The organism is Streptomyces sp. NPDC096339 (assembly GCF_044762985.1).
Classification (GTDB): domain Bacteria; phylum Actinomycetota; class Actinomycetes; order Streptomycetales; family Streptomycetaceae; genus Streptomyces.
This window is the reverse complement of sequence record NZ_JBIWFI010000003.1, coordinates 50,963-65,452: the sequence shown is the minus strand read 5'-3', so window position 1 is coordinate 65,452 and position 14,490 is coordinate 50,963. Positions and strand designations below refer to the sequence as shown.

The window sequence follows — 14,490 nt, the reverse complement described above, 5'->3', positions numbered from 1 at the left end:
CCCGTGCCGAATCGATCCCGCATCGCCCGAACGGCCCACCGCAACGTTCCGGCCCCACCGGCGTTCTGGGCACGCCCAATCCAGCCCCACCGACCTCCGAGGCACGCCCAAACCAGCCCCACCGACCTCCGAGGCACGCCCAATCCAGCCCTGCCGGCGTTCTGGGCACGCCCAATCCAGCCCCACCGACCTCCGAGGCACGCCGAATCCAGCCCCGCCGGCGTTTGAGGCGCGGGGTCCGGGGCAGCGCCCCGGCAACGGCGCCGCACCCGCCCCAGCCCCGGCCCCCGGCACGGCCCGGCACGGCCCGGCACGGCCCGGCACCTACAGGCGCCGCCGGGTCAGCGACAGCAGGTCACGCGCCGGGCCCGCCGGGCGGGAGCCCGCCGGCCAGACCGCCCGCAGGGCCCGGCCCAGCGCCGCGCCCAGCACCGGCACCTCCACCAGCCGCCGCGCACCCAGCTCATCGCCCACCGCCAGCTCCGACAGCACGCACGGCCCCGCCCCGCTCAGCGCCGCCGCCTTCACCGCGGTGGTCGAGGCCAGCTCCAGCAGCGGCGCGGCCAGCCCGCCGGCCGAGGCCAACGCGGCGTCCAGTACCTGCCGGGTACCCGACCCCCGCTCGCGCAGGATCAACGGGGTCGAGGCCAGTTCGGCGGCCTCCACCCCCTTCGCGCGCCGCGCCCACGCATGGCCCGGAGCCACCGCGACCACCAGGCGGTCCTGCGCTATCACCACCGAGTCCAGGCCCTCCGGCACCGTCAGCCCCTCCACGAAGCCCAGGTCCGCCTCGTGCGTGAGGACCCGTCGGGCGACCTCCGCCGAGTTCCCGGCGTGCAGGGACACGGCCGTGTCCGGCCGGTCCCCCCGCAGGGCGATCAGCCAGCCCGGCAGCAGGTACTCGGCGATGGTCATGCTCGCCGCCACCCGCAGCCGCGAGTCCCGCCGCCCCCGCAGCGCCTGCGCCCCCGCGTCGAAGGCCTCCGCCGCCTCCACGACCTGCCGGGCCCAGTCCGTGACCAGCGCCCCTTCCGCCGTCAGCGTCGATCCCCGGGGCGAGCGGTCCACCAAAGCCACGCCCAGTCGGGTCTCCATCGCCCGGATCCGGCTGCTCGCGGCCGGCTGCGTGATGCCCAGCTTGCGCGCCGCGCCACTCAGGCTGCCGACCCGCGCAACCGCCAGCAGCAGCTCCAGGGCGCCCAGGTCCGGCACCCGGTGCGCCAGCGGCACCCACTCCTCTTCACCCATAACATCAGTTTATGGCCTTATAGCGAGATGACCTCTGCCACCCGGCCCCACCTGCGACGACGCTGGATGCATGGCCACCACCATCGTGCGACTCCGCACCTTCACCGAAGAACCCGCGCCCCGGGCCCACAAGGCCCCCGCGCTGCGACACCTCGGCCCCAACTGGTACGCGTCCGTCATGGGCACGGCGATCATCGCCAACGCCGGCGCGACCCTCCCGTACCAGCTCCCCGGCCAGCGCGTGGCCTGCCAGATCGTCTGGGCGCTGTCCGCCGTCGCCCTCGCCGTCCTGCTCACCGCCCGCGCCGGCCACTGGCTCCACCACCGCGACCAGGCCCGCGCCCATCTCCTGGACCCCGCCGTCGCCCCCTTCTACGGCTGTCTCTCGATGGCCCTGCTGGCCGTCGGCGGCGGCACCCTGATCGTCGGCAAGGACCTCATCGGCACCGGCGCCGCCGTGGCCGCGGACACCGTGCTCTTCACCGCCGGCACCGCGATCGGCCTGGTCATGGCCGTGGTCGTGCCCTACCTGATGGTGGTCCGGCACAAGGTCGAGGCCTCCCAGGCCTCCCCCGTCTGGCTGCTGCCCGTGGTCTCCCCCATGGTCTCCGCCGCCCTCGGCCCCCTGCTGATCCCCCACCTGCCCGCCGGGCAGCCCCGCGAGGCCATGCTCCTCGCCTGCTACGCCATGTTCGGCGTCAGCCTGCTCGCCACCCTGCTGCTGCTCCCCCTGGTCTTCGGCCGGCTGCTCCTGCACGGCCCCCTGCCCCTGGCACTGACCCCCGCCCTGTTCCTGGTCCTCGGCCCCCTCGGCCAGTCCACCACCGCCGTGAACCAGCTCGCCGACCAGGCCCCCCACGCGATCGACGGCCCCTACGCCGACGCGCTGGGCGCCTTCGCCGTCGTCTACGGGGTGCCCGTGATGGGCTTCGCCCTGCTGTGGCTGGCCCTCGCCGCGTCGATGCTGGTACGGGCCGCCCGCAACGGCATGGGCTTCGCGATGACCTGGTGGGCACTGACCTTCCCCGTCGGCACCTGCGTCACCGGCGCCGCCGGCCTGGCCCGCCACACCGGGCTGGACGCCTTCGCCTGGCTGGCCGCCGCCCTCTTCCTGGGCCTGGTCACCGCCTGGACACTCGCCGCCGGCCACACCCTGCGCGGACTGTTCACCGGCAGGCTGCTGCCCACTACCCGCTGAGCGATTCCGCCAGCACCCGAGGGGCCTCCACCAGCGAAGGCCCGTACCAGGTCAGATGGCGGCCGCTGACCAGCGCGGCCCGGAGGCCCGGAAAGGCCTCCGGGCCGTCCTCGGCGCCGAAGGCGTACGGCTCGTCGGGCAGCACCACCAGATCGCGGCCGCCCGACGCCGACGTCAGCTCGGCGAGCGGCACCTTCGGGTACCGCTCCGGGTGCCCGGCGTAGACGTTGCGCACCCCCAGCCGCAGCAGGAGGTCCCCGGCGAAGGTGTCCCGGCCCAGCACCATCCAGGGCCGCCGCCAGATGGGCACGAACGCCGTCAGGGACCCGACGGGCTCGACCGCCGCCCACGCGGCCTCCGCCCGGTCCAGCCACTCGGGCCGCTCCAGCCCCAGCGCCCCCACCAGTACGCGGTCCAGCTCGCTCAGCGCCTGCGGCAGCTCCCGGATCTCGGTGACCAGCACCTCCACCCCGGCCGCGCGCAGCGCCTCCACGTCCGGGGCCCGGTTCTCCTCCTCGTTGGCGATCACCAGGTCCGGGCGCAGCTCCACGACGGCCCGTACGTCGGGGTTCTTCGTCCCCCCGATCCGTGCCGCGCCCCCCAGGTCCGCCGGGTGCGTGCACCAGTCGGTGACCCCGACCAGCAGTCCCGGCGCGCTCACCGCCACCGCTTCGGTCAGGGAGGGCACGAGCGAGACGACGCGCACCGGCTCAGTGCTCCGGCGAGGGCGGTTCGGAGGTGGCGTGGATGTGGTCGCCGACGGCCACGACCAGCAGCCGGGTGTCCTCGCCGGCGGCCCGCCAGCGGTGGCGCACCCCGCCGGACAGGAACAGCGCGTCGCCGCTCTCCAGCCGGTACGCGCGCCCCTCGGCCTCCACCTGGCAGGCACCGGAAACCACGTACATCAGCTCGTCGTTGCGGTGCTGGTACTCGCGCCCCGCGTCCTGGTCCCCGGTGAACTCCAGCGCGTGCAGCTGGTGGTGACCGCGCACCAGCGGCCGCACGCCCGGGACCGGGGTGAGCCCGGATTCGTCCCCGGCCCGTACGAGGTCCACCGTACGGGCGGTGTCGGAGGCGGCCAGCAGCTCGACGGCGGTGGTCTCCAGCGCGTCCGCGACCCGTTCCAGGGACCGCATGCTGGGCCGCGCCCGCTCGTTCTCTATCTGGCTGAGGAAGGGCACCGACAGCCCGCTGCGCGCCGACACCGCGGCCAGCGTCAGGTGCAGCGCGCGGCGGCGCTTGCGCACGGCCACGCCCACCCGGAGCGGTTCCTTGCCGTCCTTGTAGGCGTCCTTGCCGTCCCTGTCGTTCATGTCGGGGCTGCCCTCCCCTTGTCCGTCGCACATCGGTGTGCTGTAAGCACCTTACGCAGCATCCGCCCCCGGTTTCGCCTGCTCGGGATTCCCGTACGCACCGGGTGCGCGCCCGTTCACCTTCCGTGGTGGAAGCTCCCACCCGGCCCACCGGCCGTATCGCGGCTTTGCGGCATCATCGTCACCGTGACGACGACACGACGCCTGATGCTCCTGGACACCGCCTCCCTCTACTACCGCGCGTACTTCGGTGTGCCGGACTCCGTGAAGGCCCCCGACGGCACCCCCGTCAACGCCGTCCGCGGACTTCTCGACTTCATCGGCCGGCTGGTCCAGGACCACCGCCCCGACGACCTGGTGGCGTGCATGGACGCCGACTGGCGGCCGCACTGGCGGGTGGAGCTGATCCCCTCCTACAAGGCCCACCGCGTCGCCGAGGAGACCGAGAGCGGCCCCGACCTCGAGGAGACCCCCGACACCCTCGCCCCGCAGGTCCCCATCATCGAGACCGCGCTGGACGCCTTCGGCATCGCCCGGGTGGGCGTCGCCGGGTACGAGGCGGACGACGTGATCGGCACCCTAACGGCCCGCGCTAGTGGCCCGGTGGACATCGTCACGGGCGACCGCGACCTCTACCAGCTCGTGGACGACGCCCGGCAGCGGCGGGTGCTGTACCCCCTCAAGGGCGTGGGCACCCTCCAGGTGACGGACGAGGCGTGGCTGCGCGAGAAGTACGGGGTGGACGGCCCCGGCTACGCGGACCTGGCGCTGCTGCGCGGGGACCCGAGCGACGGCCTGCCCGGAGTTCCGGGCATCGGCGAGAAGACGGCGGCCAAGCTGCTCGACGCCTACGGGGACCTGGCCGGGATCATCGCCGCGATCGACGACCCGAAGTCGAAGCTGACCCCCACCCAGCGCAAGCGGTTGGACGAGTCCCGGCCGTACCTGGCGGTGGCCCCGAAGGTGGTCCGGGCGGCCTCCGACGTCCCGCTCCCGGCCTTCGACCCGGCCCTCCCGAAGGCACCCGCACAACCCGAACTGGTGGGGGCGCTAGCCCATCGGTGGGGCCTGGGCGGCGCAGTTGAACGGCTGAGCGGCGCATTGCACGCCTGAGGTGCTAACTTAGGTAAGGCTAAGTTTCTGGGGAGTCAGGGGAGACACCGTGGCACAAGGACGCGCCCGCACCGTCGGCACCGCAGCCGTCGTACGCACCGAGCGGCTGACGCCGCACATGGTGCGCGTCGTGCTGGGCGGTGAGGGCCTGGAGGGCTTCGGCGCGGGCGAGTTCACCGACCATTACGTGAAACTCCTCTTCCCCCCGCAGGGCGTGACCTACCCCGAGCCGTGGGACCTGGAGCGGATCCGTGCCGAATACCCGCGCGAGCAGTGGCCGCGCCAGCGCGCGTACACCGTGCGGCGCTGGGACGCGGCGCGGCGGGAGCTGACCCTCGACTTCGTCGTCCACGGCGACGAGGGCCTGGCGGGCCCCTGGGCGGAGCGGGCCCGGCCCGGTGAACCCGTACGGTTCCTGGGCCCGGGCGGCGCCTACGCCCCCGCCCCGGCGGCCGGCTGGCACCTCCTGGTGGGTGACGAGAGCGCACTGCCCGCCATCGCGGCGGCGATGGAGCGGATGCCGGCGGGCGCGCGGGTGCACGCCTTCGTGGAGATCGAGGGCCCGGCCGACGAGCAGGAGATCGCCACCCCGGACGGCGTCGTCCCGGTCTGGATCCACCGCGGCGACCGCCCGGTCGGCGCGGCGCTGGTGGAGGCGGTCAGGGCACTGCGCTTCCCCTCCCCGGACGTCCACGCCTTCGTCCACGGCGAGGCGGGCTTCGTCAAGGACCTCCGGCACCTGCTGCGCCTGGAACGCGGCGTCCCGCGCGAACGCCTGTCGATCTCGGGCTACTGGCGCCTGGGCGAGACGGACGAGGGCTGGCGTGCGATCAAGCGCGACTGGAACGCCGCGGTGGAAGCCGAACAGGAACACGCCACCGCAGCCTGACGCCTCCCGGCGAGGCCCCGCCCACATCCAGCCCCGCCGGCGTTCGAGGCACGGGGGTCCGGGGGCGGCGCCCCCGGCAACGGCGCCGCACCCGCCCACCCTCCCGCGGCGGCGCCCCGGCAACGGCGCCGAGCGGGACGACGAGTGCGGCCAGCGCGAGCGCCAACGGCGGACCGGCGGGACAATGAGCCCATGCGTACGCTCCGCGCACTCGGGGCAGCAGGGACGGCCGTGCTCCTCGCCACGGGAGCGGCCACCGCACCCAGCCCTCCCCCGCCCCCGAAACCGCAGATCAGCGACGAGGCCGTCGACACAGCCGTCGACCACCTCGACCAGACCGTCGCGGACATGATGCGCCGCACCGGCGTCCCCGGCGTCTCCGTGGCCGTCGTCCACGACGACGAGGTCGTCTACCTCAAGGGCTTCGGCGTCCGCCGCACCGACGAAACCGCGAAGGTCGACCCCGACACCGTCTTCCAGATCGCCTCCGTCTCCAAGCCGGTCTCCTCCACCGTCGTCGCCGGCGCCCTCACCAGCCCCGGCGAGTGGGGCCACCGCACCACGCTCCCCGGGTTCTCCCTGAAGGACCCCTGGGTCTCCGACCACGTGACGACCGCCGACCTGTTCTCCCACCGCAGCGGCCTGCCCGACCACGCGGGCGACCTCCTCGAAGACCTCGGCTACGACCAGGCGTACATCCTCGACCACATGCGCCTCGAACCCCTGACCCCCTTCCGCGCGAGTTACGCCTACACCAACTTCGGCCTGACCGCCGCCGCCGAGGCCGTCGCCCGCGCCAAGGGCTCCAGTTGGCAGAAGCTGTCCGAGGACGTCCTGTTCAAGCCCGCCGGGATGACCAGCACCAGCACCGAGTTCTCCGCGTTCGAGCAGGCCCCGAACCACGCCGCCACCCACGTCAAGAACCCGGACGGCACCTGGAGCCCCCGTTACGTCCGCGACCCCGACGCCCAGGCGCCTGCCGGAGGCGTGAGCTCCTCCGCCCGCGACATGTCCCGCTGGCTGCGGCTCCAGCTCGCCGGCGGCACCCTCGACGGGAAGCGGATCATCCCGGCCGACACCCTCGCCGCCACCCACCTCCCGCAGATCCTGTCGCAGCCGCCCACCCCGCCCGCCAACCACACCGGCTTCTACGGCCTGGGCTGGAACGTCTCCTACGACGACGCGGGCCGGCTGCGCCTGAGCCACTCCGGCGGCTTCGAGCTCGGCGCCAACACCAACGTCACCATGCTCCCGCTGGAGCAGCTCGGCATCGTCGTCCTCACCAACGGCGCGCCGGTCGGCGTCCCCGACGCCATCGCCCTGTCGTTCTTCGACTTCGCCCAGCACGGCAAGGCCACCACCGACTGGCTCCCCCTGATGGCAGCCGTGTACGAGCAGGGGGACTTCGCGCTCCGCTCCCCCACCGACTACGCCCACCCGCCCGCCGGAGCCAAGCCCGCCCAGGACAGCGCCGCGTACACCGGCACCTACGACAACCCGTACTACGGCAAGGCCACCGTCACCGCCGACGACTCCGGCGCGCTCACCCTCTCCCTCGGCCCGAAGCCCCAGCGCTATCCGCTCGCGCACTACGACGGCAACACCTTCAGCTTCGAGACCAGGGGCGAGAACGCGGTCGGCCGCACCGGGGTGTTCTTCTCCGACGGCACCCTCCGCGTCGAATACCTCGACGCCAACCACCTGGGCACCTTCACACAGCGGTAGGGGCGGCCCGCCCGCCGCGCATAGCCTGTCCCCGATGAGACGCAAAGCCCAGGTACCGCCCTCGCCCCTCCCCCAGCGCGCCGGAATCGACCCGGTGCGCCTGCGGCTGCCACCCGACCCGGACGGGCACTGGCCCGATCTCGGCGCCTACCTGACCGCCCGCTACGCCGGCACCCGCGGCGCGGACTCCATGGCGCGCCTGCTGGCCGCCGGCCGGGTCCTCGGCCCGGGCGGGCGGGTCCTGAGCGCGGGGGACCCGTACGAGCCCGGCGGGTACCTGTGGTTCCACCGGGACGTGGAGCCCGAACCGGCCGTGCCCTTCGCCGTACGCGTCGTACACCGCGATCCGCACCTGCTGGTCGTGGACAAGCCGCACTTCCTGGCGACCACCCCGCGCGGCAGCCACATCACCCAGACCGCCCTGGCCCGGCTCCGCGAGGAGCTGGACCTGCCCGAGCTCAGCCCGGCGCACCGGCTGGACCGGCTGACCGCGGGCCTGGTCATGTTCAGCATCCGGCCCGAGGACCGCGGCGCCTACCAGCTCCTGTTCCAGCGGCGCGAGGTCCACAAGGAGTACGAGGCCCTCGCGGCCCACGATCCGGCGCTGGACTTCCCCCGCACGGTCCGCAGCCGGATCGAGAAGACGCGCGGGGTCATCGCGGCGGTCGAGGTCCCGGGCGGCGAGCCGAACGCCGAGAGCCTGATCGAACTCACCGCCACCCGCGGCGGCCTGGCCCGCTACCGGCTGACCCCGCACACCGGCCGCACCCACCAGCTGCGGGTGCACATGAACGCCTTGGGCCTGCCCATCCTGGGCGATCCGGTGTACCCGCGGGTCACGGACCCGGCCCCGGACGACTACCGCCGCCCGCTGCAGCTCCTGGCCCGGGTACTGGACTTCACCGACCCCGTCACCGGGACCGCCCACCGCTTCGAGAGCGGCCGTGAACTCCAGGCCTGGACCGACCGGGCCGGCTGGGAAGCCGGCACCCGGTGACCTACGGAGAGCGGACGCCCGCGATCCGCAACGCCGCGTCGGCGGTGGCCTCCGCGAAGACCGTCACGAGCCGATCCGGATCGGAGCGGTGTATCAGCATGACGCCCTCGATGAGCCCGAACACGAGATCGTTGCGCAGGTCCAACCCGGCCTTGTCACCGGCCAGTTCGTCCCCGACGGACGTGCCGTCGAGCAACGTCCGGTAGGCGTCCCTGAGTTCCTCGCGCATCCGACGGAACTGCGAGAAACGCGAACCGGCCACCTCGGGCAGCAGGTACAGCGCCCCCAGGTTGTACGGCCCGCCGCACAGCAGCAGCACGTCCGAGCGGCACAGCTCCCACAGCCGGCGCGCCGCGGGCTGCTCGCCGTCGGCGAGCAGCCGCCTGGCCAGCACCAGCGACGGCGCGACCGTGGACTCCAGCAGCTCGGCGAGGAGTTCCTCCTTGCCGCCGAAGTAGTGGTACATCGTGGCCTGACGCATTCCGGCCCGTTCGGCGACGGACCGTGTGGTCGTCGCCGCGTATCCTCTGGCGGTGAAAAGCTCGGCCGCCGCACTGAGGAGTTCCTCGCGCGGCGGCCGACCACTTTCCGGTCTCGCCTGGTCGGCGCGCGGCCGACCGACCCTTTTCGGCCCCCCGGCCAATCCCCCACTCATGGACCGATCGTCGCACAGGACACACCGATCCGATCATGGCAAGAGAGCAGATCAGGTCAACCCCCGCTTTGGGGGAACCTCCAAGTCCGCTTATCCGACGGAGCTGTAGGCCACCACACCCCGCAACAGCGCGTCCACGGCCTTGCGGGCGTTCTTCGCCACCGTACTCCCGCTTCCGCCTGAAGCCGAGGGGGCCGCCGCCGCGATCTGGCCGAGCACGTCGATGACTTGCTTGCACCAGCGCACGAAGTCACCCGCCGGCATCTCCGCCTCGCGCAGCACCTCGTCCAGGCTCTTGTCCGAAGCCCACTGGTACGCCGCCCACGCGAAGCCGAGGTCCGGCTCGCGCTGACCCACTCCCTCCGCCTGGTTGATGCGGTGCTCCTCCTCCAGGGCGTCCAGCCGGCCCCAGATGCGCACCATCTCGCCCAGCGCCGCCTTCGCCGCACCACCCGGCACCTTCGGCGCGACCGCGTCGTCGGACTGCCGCGCCTCGAAGACCAACGCGGAGACACAGGCGGCCAGTTCGGCAGGGCTCAACCCCTCCCACACCTCGGCGCGCAGACACTCCGAGGCCAGCAGGTCGAGCTCCCCGTAGAGCCGCGCCAGACGCTGCCCGTGCACGGTGACCTCGTCCTCGCGCAGGTAGTCCAGCTCGGTGAGCAGCGCGTGGATCCGGTCGAAGGTGCGGGCGATGGTGTTCGTCCGGCCCTCGATGCGCCGCTCCAACTGCTGCGTGTCCCGCTTGAGCCGCCAGTAGCGCTCCGCCCAGCGGGCGTGGTCCTCGCGCTCGTCACAGCCGTGGCAGGGGTGCGCACGCAACTCGGCCCGCAGCCGGGCGATCTCGCGGTCGTCCGCGGCCGCGGCCCGGCCGCGCGTACGCCGCTCCGGCGTGATGTGCCCCGCCTTGCTCCGCAGTTGGGACGCCAGGTCCCGACGGGACTGCGGGGAACGCTGGTTGAAGGTCTTCGGGATCCGCATCCGGTCCAACGCCTCGACCGGCACCGGGAAGTCGATCGCGGCGAGCCGCTTGACCTGCCGCTCCGCCGTGAGCACCAGCGGACGCGGGCCCTCGTTGTACTCGTACCCGCGGTGCCCGTGGACCCGCCCGGCCGGCACGCCCGGGTCCAGGACCAGCGCGAGCCCGGCGAACTTGCCGGTCGGCACGTGGATGATGTCACCCGGCTTGAGCTTCTCCAGCGAACTGGCCGCCTGCGCCCTGCGCTGGGCCGCACCCTGCTTGGCCAGCTCCGTCTCACGGTCCTTGAGGTCGCGGCGCAGCCGCGCGTACTCCTCGAAGTTCCCCAGGTGGCAGGTCATGCCCTCCTGGTAGCCCTCCAGCCCCTCCTCGTTGCGCTGCACCTGCCGGGAGATCCCGACGACCGACCGGTCCGCCTGGAACTGCGCGAAGGAGGTCTCCAGCAGCTCGCGCGAACGGTGCCGCCCGAACTGGCTGACCAGGTTCACCGCCATGTTGTACGAGGGCTTGAAGCTGGACCGCAGCGGATACGTACGCGTACCCGCGAGCCCGGCCAGGCCCGCCGGGTCCATGCCCCGCTGCCACAGCACCACCGCGTGGCCCTCGACGTCGATGCCGCGCCGCCCGGCCCGGCCGGTCAGCTGCGTGTACTCGCCGGGGGTGATGTCGGCGTGCTGCTCGCCGTTCCACTTGACCAGCTTCTCCAGGATCACCGTGCGCGCGGGCATGTTGATGCCCAGCGCCAGGGTCTCGGTGGCGAAGACGGCCTTGACCAGGCCGCGGACGAACAGCTCCTCCACGACCTCCTTGAAGGTGGGCAGCATGCCCGCGTGGTGCGCGGCGATACCCCGTTCCAGGCCCTCCAGCCACTCGTAGTACCCCAGGACGTGCAGGTCCTCGGCCGGGATGGAGGCGGTCCGCGCCTCGACGAGCTCGCGGACCTTGAGCCGCGCGGACTCGTCGTTCAGCCGCAGCCCCGCGTACAGGCACTGCTGGACGGCGGCCTCGCAGCCGGCCCTGCTGAAGATGAAGTTGATCGCGGGCAGCAGCCCGTCGTTGTCGAGGCGGGCGATGACCTCGGGCCGGGACGGGGTCCAGATCCGGCCGCGGGAGCGCCGCTCGCGCTCGCGGTCGGCCTCGCGGACCATCTTCCCGCGCCGCCGGTCCTTCGGGCTGTACGTACGACTGTTCTCCTCGCGCGCCATGCGCAGCAGGTCGGGGTTGACCTCCCGGCGCGCGGAGCCGCGGCCGCCGTGGTCGGTCTCCTCCTCGAACAGGTCGTAGACCTTCCGGCCGGCCATGACGTGCTGCCACAGCGGGACGGGCCGCTCCTCGGAGACGATCACCTCGGTGTCACCGCGCACGGTGTCCAGCCAGTCGCCGAACTCCTCCGCGTTGGACACGGTCGCCGACAGCGAGACCAGGGTCACCGACTCGGGGAGGTGGATGATCACTTCCTCCCACACGGCCCCGCGGAACCGGTCGGAGAGGTAGTGGACCTCGTCCATCACGACGTAGCCCAGGCCCAGCAGCGACTGCGAGCCCGCGTAGAGCATGTTGCGGAGCACCTCGGTGGTCATCACGACCACGGGCGCCTCGGAGTTGACGCTGTTGTCACCGGTCAGCAGGCCCACCTTGTCGGCGCCGTAGCGCTTGACGAGGTCGGCGTACTTCTGGTTCGACAGGGCCTTGATCGGCGTCGTGTAGAAGCACTTGCGGCCCTGCGCCAGGGCCAGGTGCACGGCGAACTCGCCGACGATCGTCTTGCCCGAGCCGGTCGGGGCGGCCACGAGGACGCCCTTGCCCGCCTCCAGTGCCTTACAGGCCTCGACCTGGTACGGGTCCAGATCGAATTCGTACATCTCGCGGAAGGGGTGCAGGGCACTGGCTTCTTCGGCGGCGCGGATCCGGGCAGCGGCGTACCGCTCGGCGGGTGAGAGTTCTTCGGTCATCTTGGGATCGAGCCTACCCGCCGGCTCTGACAACAGTCGCGATCATTTAAACGGGCTGCGACAGCGGCCCGGAAAGGCCCCGGGGGACAGCTGCTACGAGAGGATCCGGACCGCCCCCGGGACGCACTCGGCGGTCACCGGCAGCGACCCCAGCGGCTCCCCGTCCGCGTACGCCGTCATCCCGGCCGCCTCCAGCGTCACCTTTCGCGCCCGGTGCACGGTCACCTTCGGATGGTCCAGGTGCGTCCCCTTGTACACGCGGGGGAAGACCTTCAGGAGCGTGGCCCGGCTGCACGCCCCGACGACCGTGATGTCGAAGAGCCCGTCGTCGGGGACGGCGCCGGCGCAGATCCGCATCCCGCCGCCGTAGGAGGAACCGTTGCCGACGGCCACCAGCGTGGCCTCCGTCTCGATCACCGGCCCGTCGTCCAGGGTGATCCGGTACGGGAAGGGACGGAAGGCCGCCAGCTCCGCGACCATCGCCAGGTCGTACTTGAACCGGCCGGCCGGCAGCCGCATCCGGTTGCCCCGGTCGTTGACCCGCGAGTCGAAGCCGGCGCACAGCACCGTCCCGTACCAGGACCCCCCGCCGGCCCCGGCCACCCTGCCCAGGTCCACCTCGCGGATCCGGCCCTCCTTCAGGGCCCCGGCCGCCAGCCGCCCGGCCCGCGCGGGCTCCCGTACGGGCAGCCCCAGCGCCCGCGCGAAGTCGTTGCCGGTGCCCTCCGCGACCACCCCGAGCGGCACCTCCGTCCCCGCGAGGGCCTGCAACGCGAGGGAGACCATCCCGTCCCCGCCCACCACGACCACCGCGCCGGTGCCCTCGCGGACGGCGGCCCGCAGCCGGGCCAGGGCGTCGGGCCCGTCCGCGCCGACGAGCACGCGCACCGAGAAGCCGGCGTCCCGCAACGCGGAAGCGGCCGGCTGCGCGGCGTGCGCGCCCCGGCCGCGTCCCGCGGTGGGATTGACGAAGAGGGTGATCTCAGAGCTCACCCGCCGGAAGATACCCGTCAGGTGGCGTCGTCGTAACCGTTGATCCGCTGGCGGCCGCCGTCGTCCTGGCCGGGCAGCGCGGCCGGGGCCTGGATCGCTTCCATCTCGCCGATCGGCGCCGGCGTCAGGTCCAGCGAGGAGGCCTCGTCGTCGTCGAGCCCCGCGTCGGGGTTGTTCCGCGCCCGCCTGCGGTCGTTGAGCAGGCACAGGCCGAGCGCCAGGAAGTACAGGGCCACGATCGGCGCCGCCAGCGTCAGCATGGTCAGCGGGTCACCGGTGGGCGTGGCGAACGCCGCGAAGATCGTGATCCCGAGGACCATCCCGCGCCACCAGCCCGCGAGCCGCTTGGCGGTGAGCACCCCGGTGAAGTTCAGCAGGATCAGCAGCAGCGGCAGCTCGAAGGCCAGGCCGAACACGATCACCATGCGGGTGACCAGGTCGAGGTAGTCGTCGACCGGCAGCAGGTTGCGCGTGTTGTCGGGCGTGAACTCGAGCAGGATCGTCGCGGTCTGCGGGAGGATCTTGTACGCGAGGACCGCGCCGGTCAGGAACAGGGGAGCTCCGACCGCGACGAAACCCCGCGCGTAGTTCTTCTCGTGCTTGTGCAGCCCGGGCGCGGCGAACGCCCACAGCTGGTACAGCCACACCGGCGTGGACAGCACCACACCGGTCATCAGCGAGACCTTCAGAGCGATCGAGAACGCCGAGATCAGGCCGTTCACCGTCAGGTCCGCGCAGGGACGGCCGTTGCGCGTGGTCACCACACCACCGACGCAGCCGACGGAATCCAGCATCGGCTGCAACAGGAAGCTGATGATGTCCTTGTAGAAGAAGAAGGCGACGCTCGTGATCACCACGATCGCCAGGACCGACTTCAGCAGCCGGTTGCGAAGCTCACGCAGGTGATCGACGAGAGGCATCCGCCCTTCGGCGTCCTGTGCCTTCCGGTCCTTCTTCTCCTGCTTGCGGGCAGACTTGAGCAACCCACGTCCCTTGTCTCGTTGCAGATGACTGGCGCGACCGGGGCGGGTCAGCCCTGGGCGGTACGGTTCGGCTCGCTCACGGGCCGGGAGCTGGTGACGTCACCGGGCGCGGCCTGGATGGTGCGCGGGGCGACGGGCTGCTGCGCGGCCTGGTCGGCGACGTTGGCCGCCGCGGCGGCGTCCTCGGCCTCGCCGTCCTTCTTCATGGCCTTGGCCTCGCTCTTGAGGATGCGGGCCGACTTGCCGAGGGAACGCGCCATGTCGGGGAGCTTCTTGGCGCCGAACAGCAGGAAGATCACGGCGACGATCAGGAGGATCTCGAGGGGCTTCAGATTGCCGATCATGTGTGTCTTCCTTCTCACCGAAACGGCTGGTTGTGGTGGCTGCGTCCGGCCACCTCGAAGAACCGGCGACCGACCTGCCAAGGATCGTAACCCCCGGGGGT

General features: G+C 72.5%; 13 protein-coding genes. 5 read left to right on the top strand and 8 right to left on the bottom strand.

Annotation, left to right across the window (positions count from 1 at the left end; translation table 11 throughout):
- Positions 1-324: 324 nt before the first annotated feature.
- Positions 325-1,248 (bottom strand): LysR family transcriptional regulator, encoded by a 924-nt coding sequence (locus tag ACIQ5Y_RS06850; RefSeq protein WP_403875849.1) that lies wholly within the window; start codon positions 1,246-1,248, stop codon positions 325-327.
- Between the two features lie 70 nt (positions 1,249-1,318).
- On the opposite strand from ACIQ5Y_RS06850, the gene ACIQ5Y_RS06845 reads away from it, so the two are divergent.
- A complete protein-coding gene (locus ACIQ5Y_RS06845) occupies positions 1,319-2,446 on the top strand; it encodes a TDT family transporter (RefSeq protein WP_403875846.1) in 1,128 nt (375 codons plus the stop codon).
- Here the strand turns inward: ACIQ5Y_RS06845 and ACIQ5Y_RS06840 are convergent.
- Both ACIQ5Y_RS06840 and ACIQ5Y_RS06835 read right to left on the bottom strand, forming a co-directional pair.
- Positions 2,436-3,152, bottom strand: coding sequence for a helical backbone metal receptor (locus ACIQ5Y_RS06840; protein ID WP_403875844.1), 717 nt, complete (start codon positions 3,150-3,152; stop codon positions 2,436-2,438). The two genes, ACIQ5Y_RS06845 and ACIQ5Y_RS06840, sit on opposite strands and share 11 nt — an antisense overlap.
- A gap of 4 nt (positions 3,153-3,156) precedes the next feature.
- Complete coding sequence (locus ACIQ5Y_RS06835) at positions 3,157-3,759, bottom strand: helix-turn-helix domain-containing protein (RefSeq protein ID WP_403875841.1); 603 nt, start codon at positions 3,757-3,759, stop codon at positions 3,157-3,159.
- 207 nt (positions 3,760-3,966) lie between these two features.
- Here ACIQ5Y_RS06835 and ACIQ5Y_RS06830 point away from each other — a divergent pair, with 207 nt between their 5' ends.
- From ACIQ5Y_RS06830 to ACIQ5Y_RS06815, 4 genes are all read left to right on the top strand, one after another.
- Complete coding sequence (locus ACIQ5Y_RS06830; protein WP_403876534.1) at positions 3,967-4,872, top strand: 5'-3' exonuclease H3TH domain-containing protein; 906 nt, start codon at positions 3,967-3,969, stop codon at positions 4,870-4,872.
- Between the two features lie 49 nt (positions 4,873-4,921).
- Complete coding sequence (locus ACIQ5Y_RS06825; protein WP_403875838.1) at positions 4,922-5,761, top strand: siderophore-interacting protein; 840 nt, start codon at positions 4,922-4,924, stop codon at positions 5,759-5,761.
- 192 nt (positions 5,762-5,953) lie between these two features.
- The gene (locus tag ACIQ5Y_RS06820) at positions 5,954-7,486 is read left to right on the top strand and encodes a serine hydrolase (protein ID WP_403875835.1); all 1,533 of its coding nucleotides are present in this window, start codon (positions 5,954-5,956) and stop codon (positions 7,484-7,486) included.
- 34 nt (positions 7,487-7,520) lie between these two features.
- Positions 7,521-8,483 carry an RluA family pseudouridine synthase gene (locus ACIQ5Y_RS06815; RefSeq protein ID WP_403875832.1) on the top strand — a complete coding sequence of 321 codons (963 nt, stop codon included), beginning with the start codon at positions 7,521-7,523 and terminating at the stop codon, positions 8,481-8,483.
- A 1-nt stretch (position 8,484) separates the two neighbouring features.
- Here ACIQ5Y_RS06815 and ACIQ5Y_RS06810 read toward each other — a convergent pair whose 3' ends face one another.
- The 5 genes from ACIQ5Y_RS06810 to tatA form a co-directional block, all read right to left on the bottom strand.
- Positions 8,485-9,138: a helix-turn-helix domain-containing protein gene (locus ACIQ5Y_RS06810; protein WP_403875829.1), complete on the bottom strand. Its 654-nt coding sequence runs from the start codon at positions 9,136-9,138 to the stop codon at positions 8,485-8,487.
- 90 nt (positions 9,139-9,228) lie between these two features.
- On the bottom strand, positions 9,229-12,069 hold the full coding sequence (locus ACIQ5Y_RS06805; RefSeq protein WP_403875826.1) for a DEAD/DEAH box helicase: 2,841 nt from the start codon (positions 12,067-12,069) through the stop codon (positions 9,229-9,231).
- 93 nt (positions 12,070-12,162) lie between these two features.
- Complete coding sequence (locus ACIQ5Y_RS06800) at positions 12,163-13,062, bottom strand: diacylglycerol kinase (RefSeq protein WP_403875824.1); 900 nt, start codon at positions 13,060-13,062, stop codon at positions 12,163-12,165.
- Between the two features lie 17 nt (positions 13,063-13,079).
- On the bottom strand, positions 13,080-14,045 hold the full coding sequence (tatC, locus tag ACIQ5Y_RS06795; protein WP_403875821.1) for a twin-arginine translocase subunit TatC: 966 nt from the start codon (positions 14,043-14,045) through the stop codon (positions 13,080-13,082).
- Between the two features lie 47 nt (positions 14,046-14,092).
- Positions 14,093-14,389 carry a Sec-independent protein translocase subunit TatA gene (gene tatA / locus ACIQ5Y_RS06790; protein ID WP_384582310.1) on the bottom strand — a complete coding sequence of 99 codons (297 nt, stop codon included), beginning with the start codon at positions 14,387-14,389 and terminating at the stop codon, positions 14,093-14,095.
- Positions 14,390-14,490: the final 101 nt, after the last annotated feature.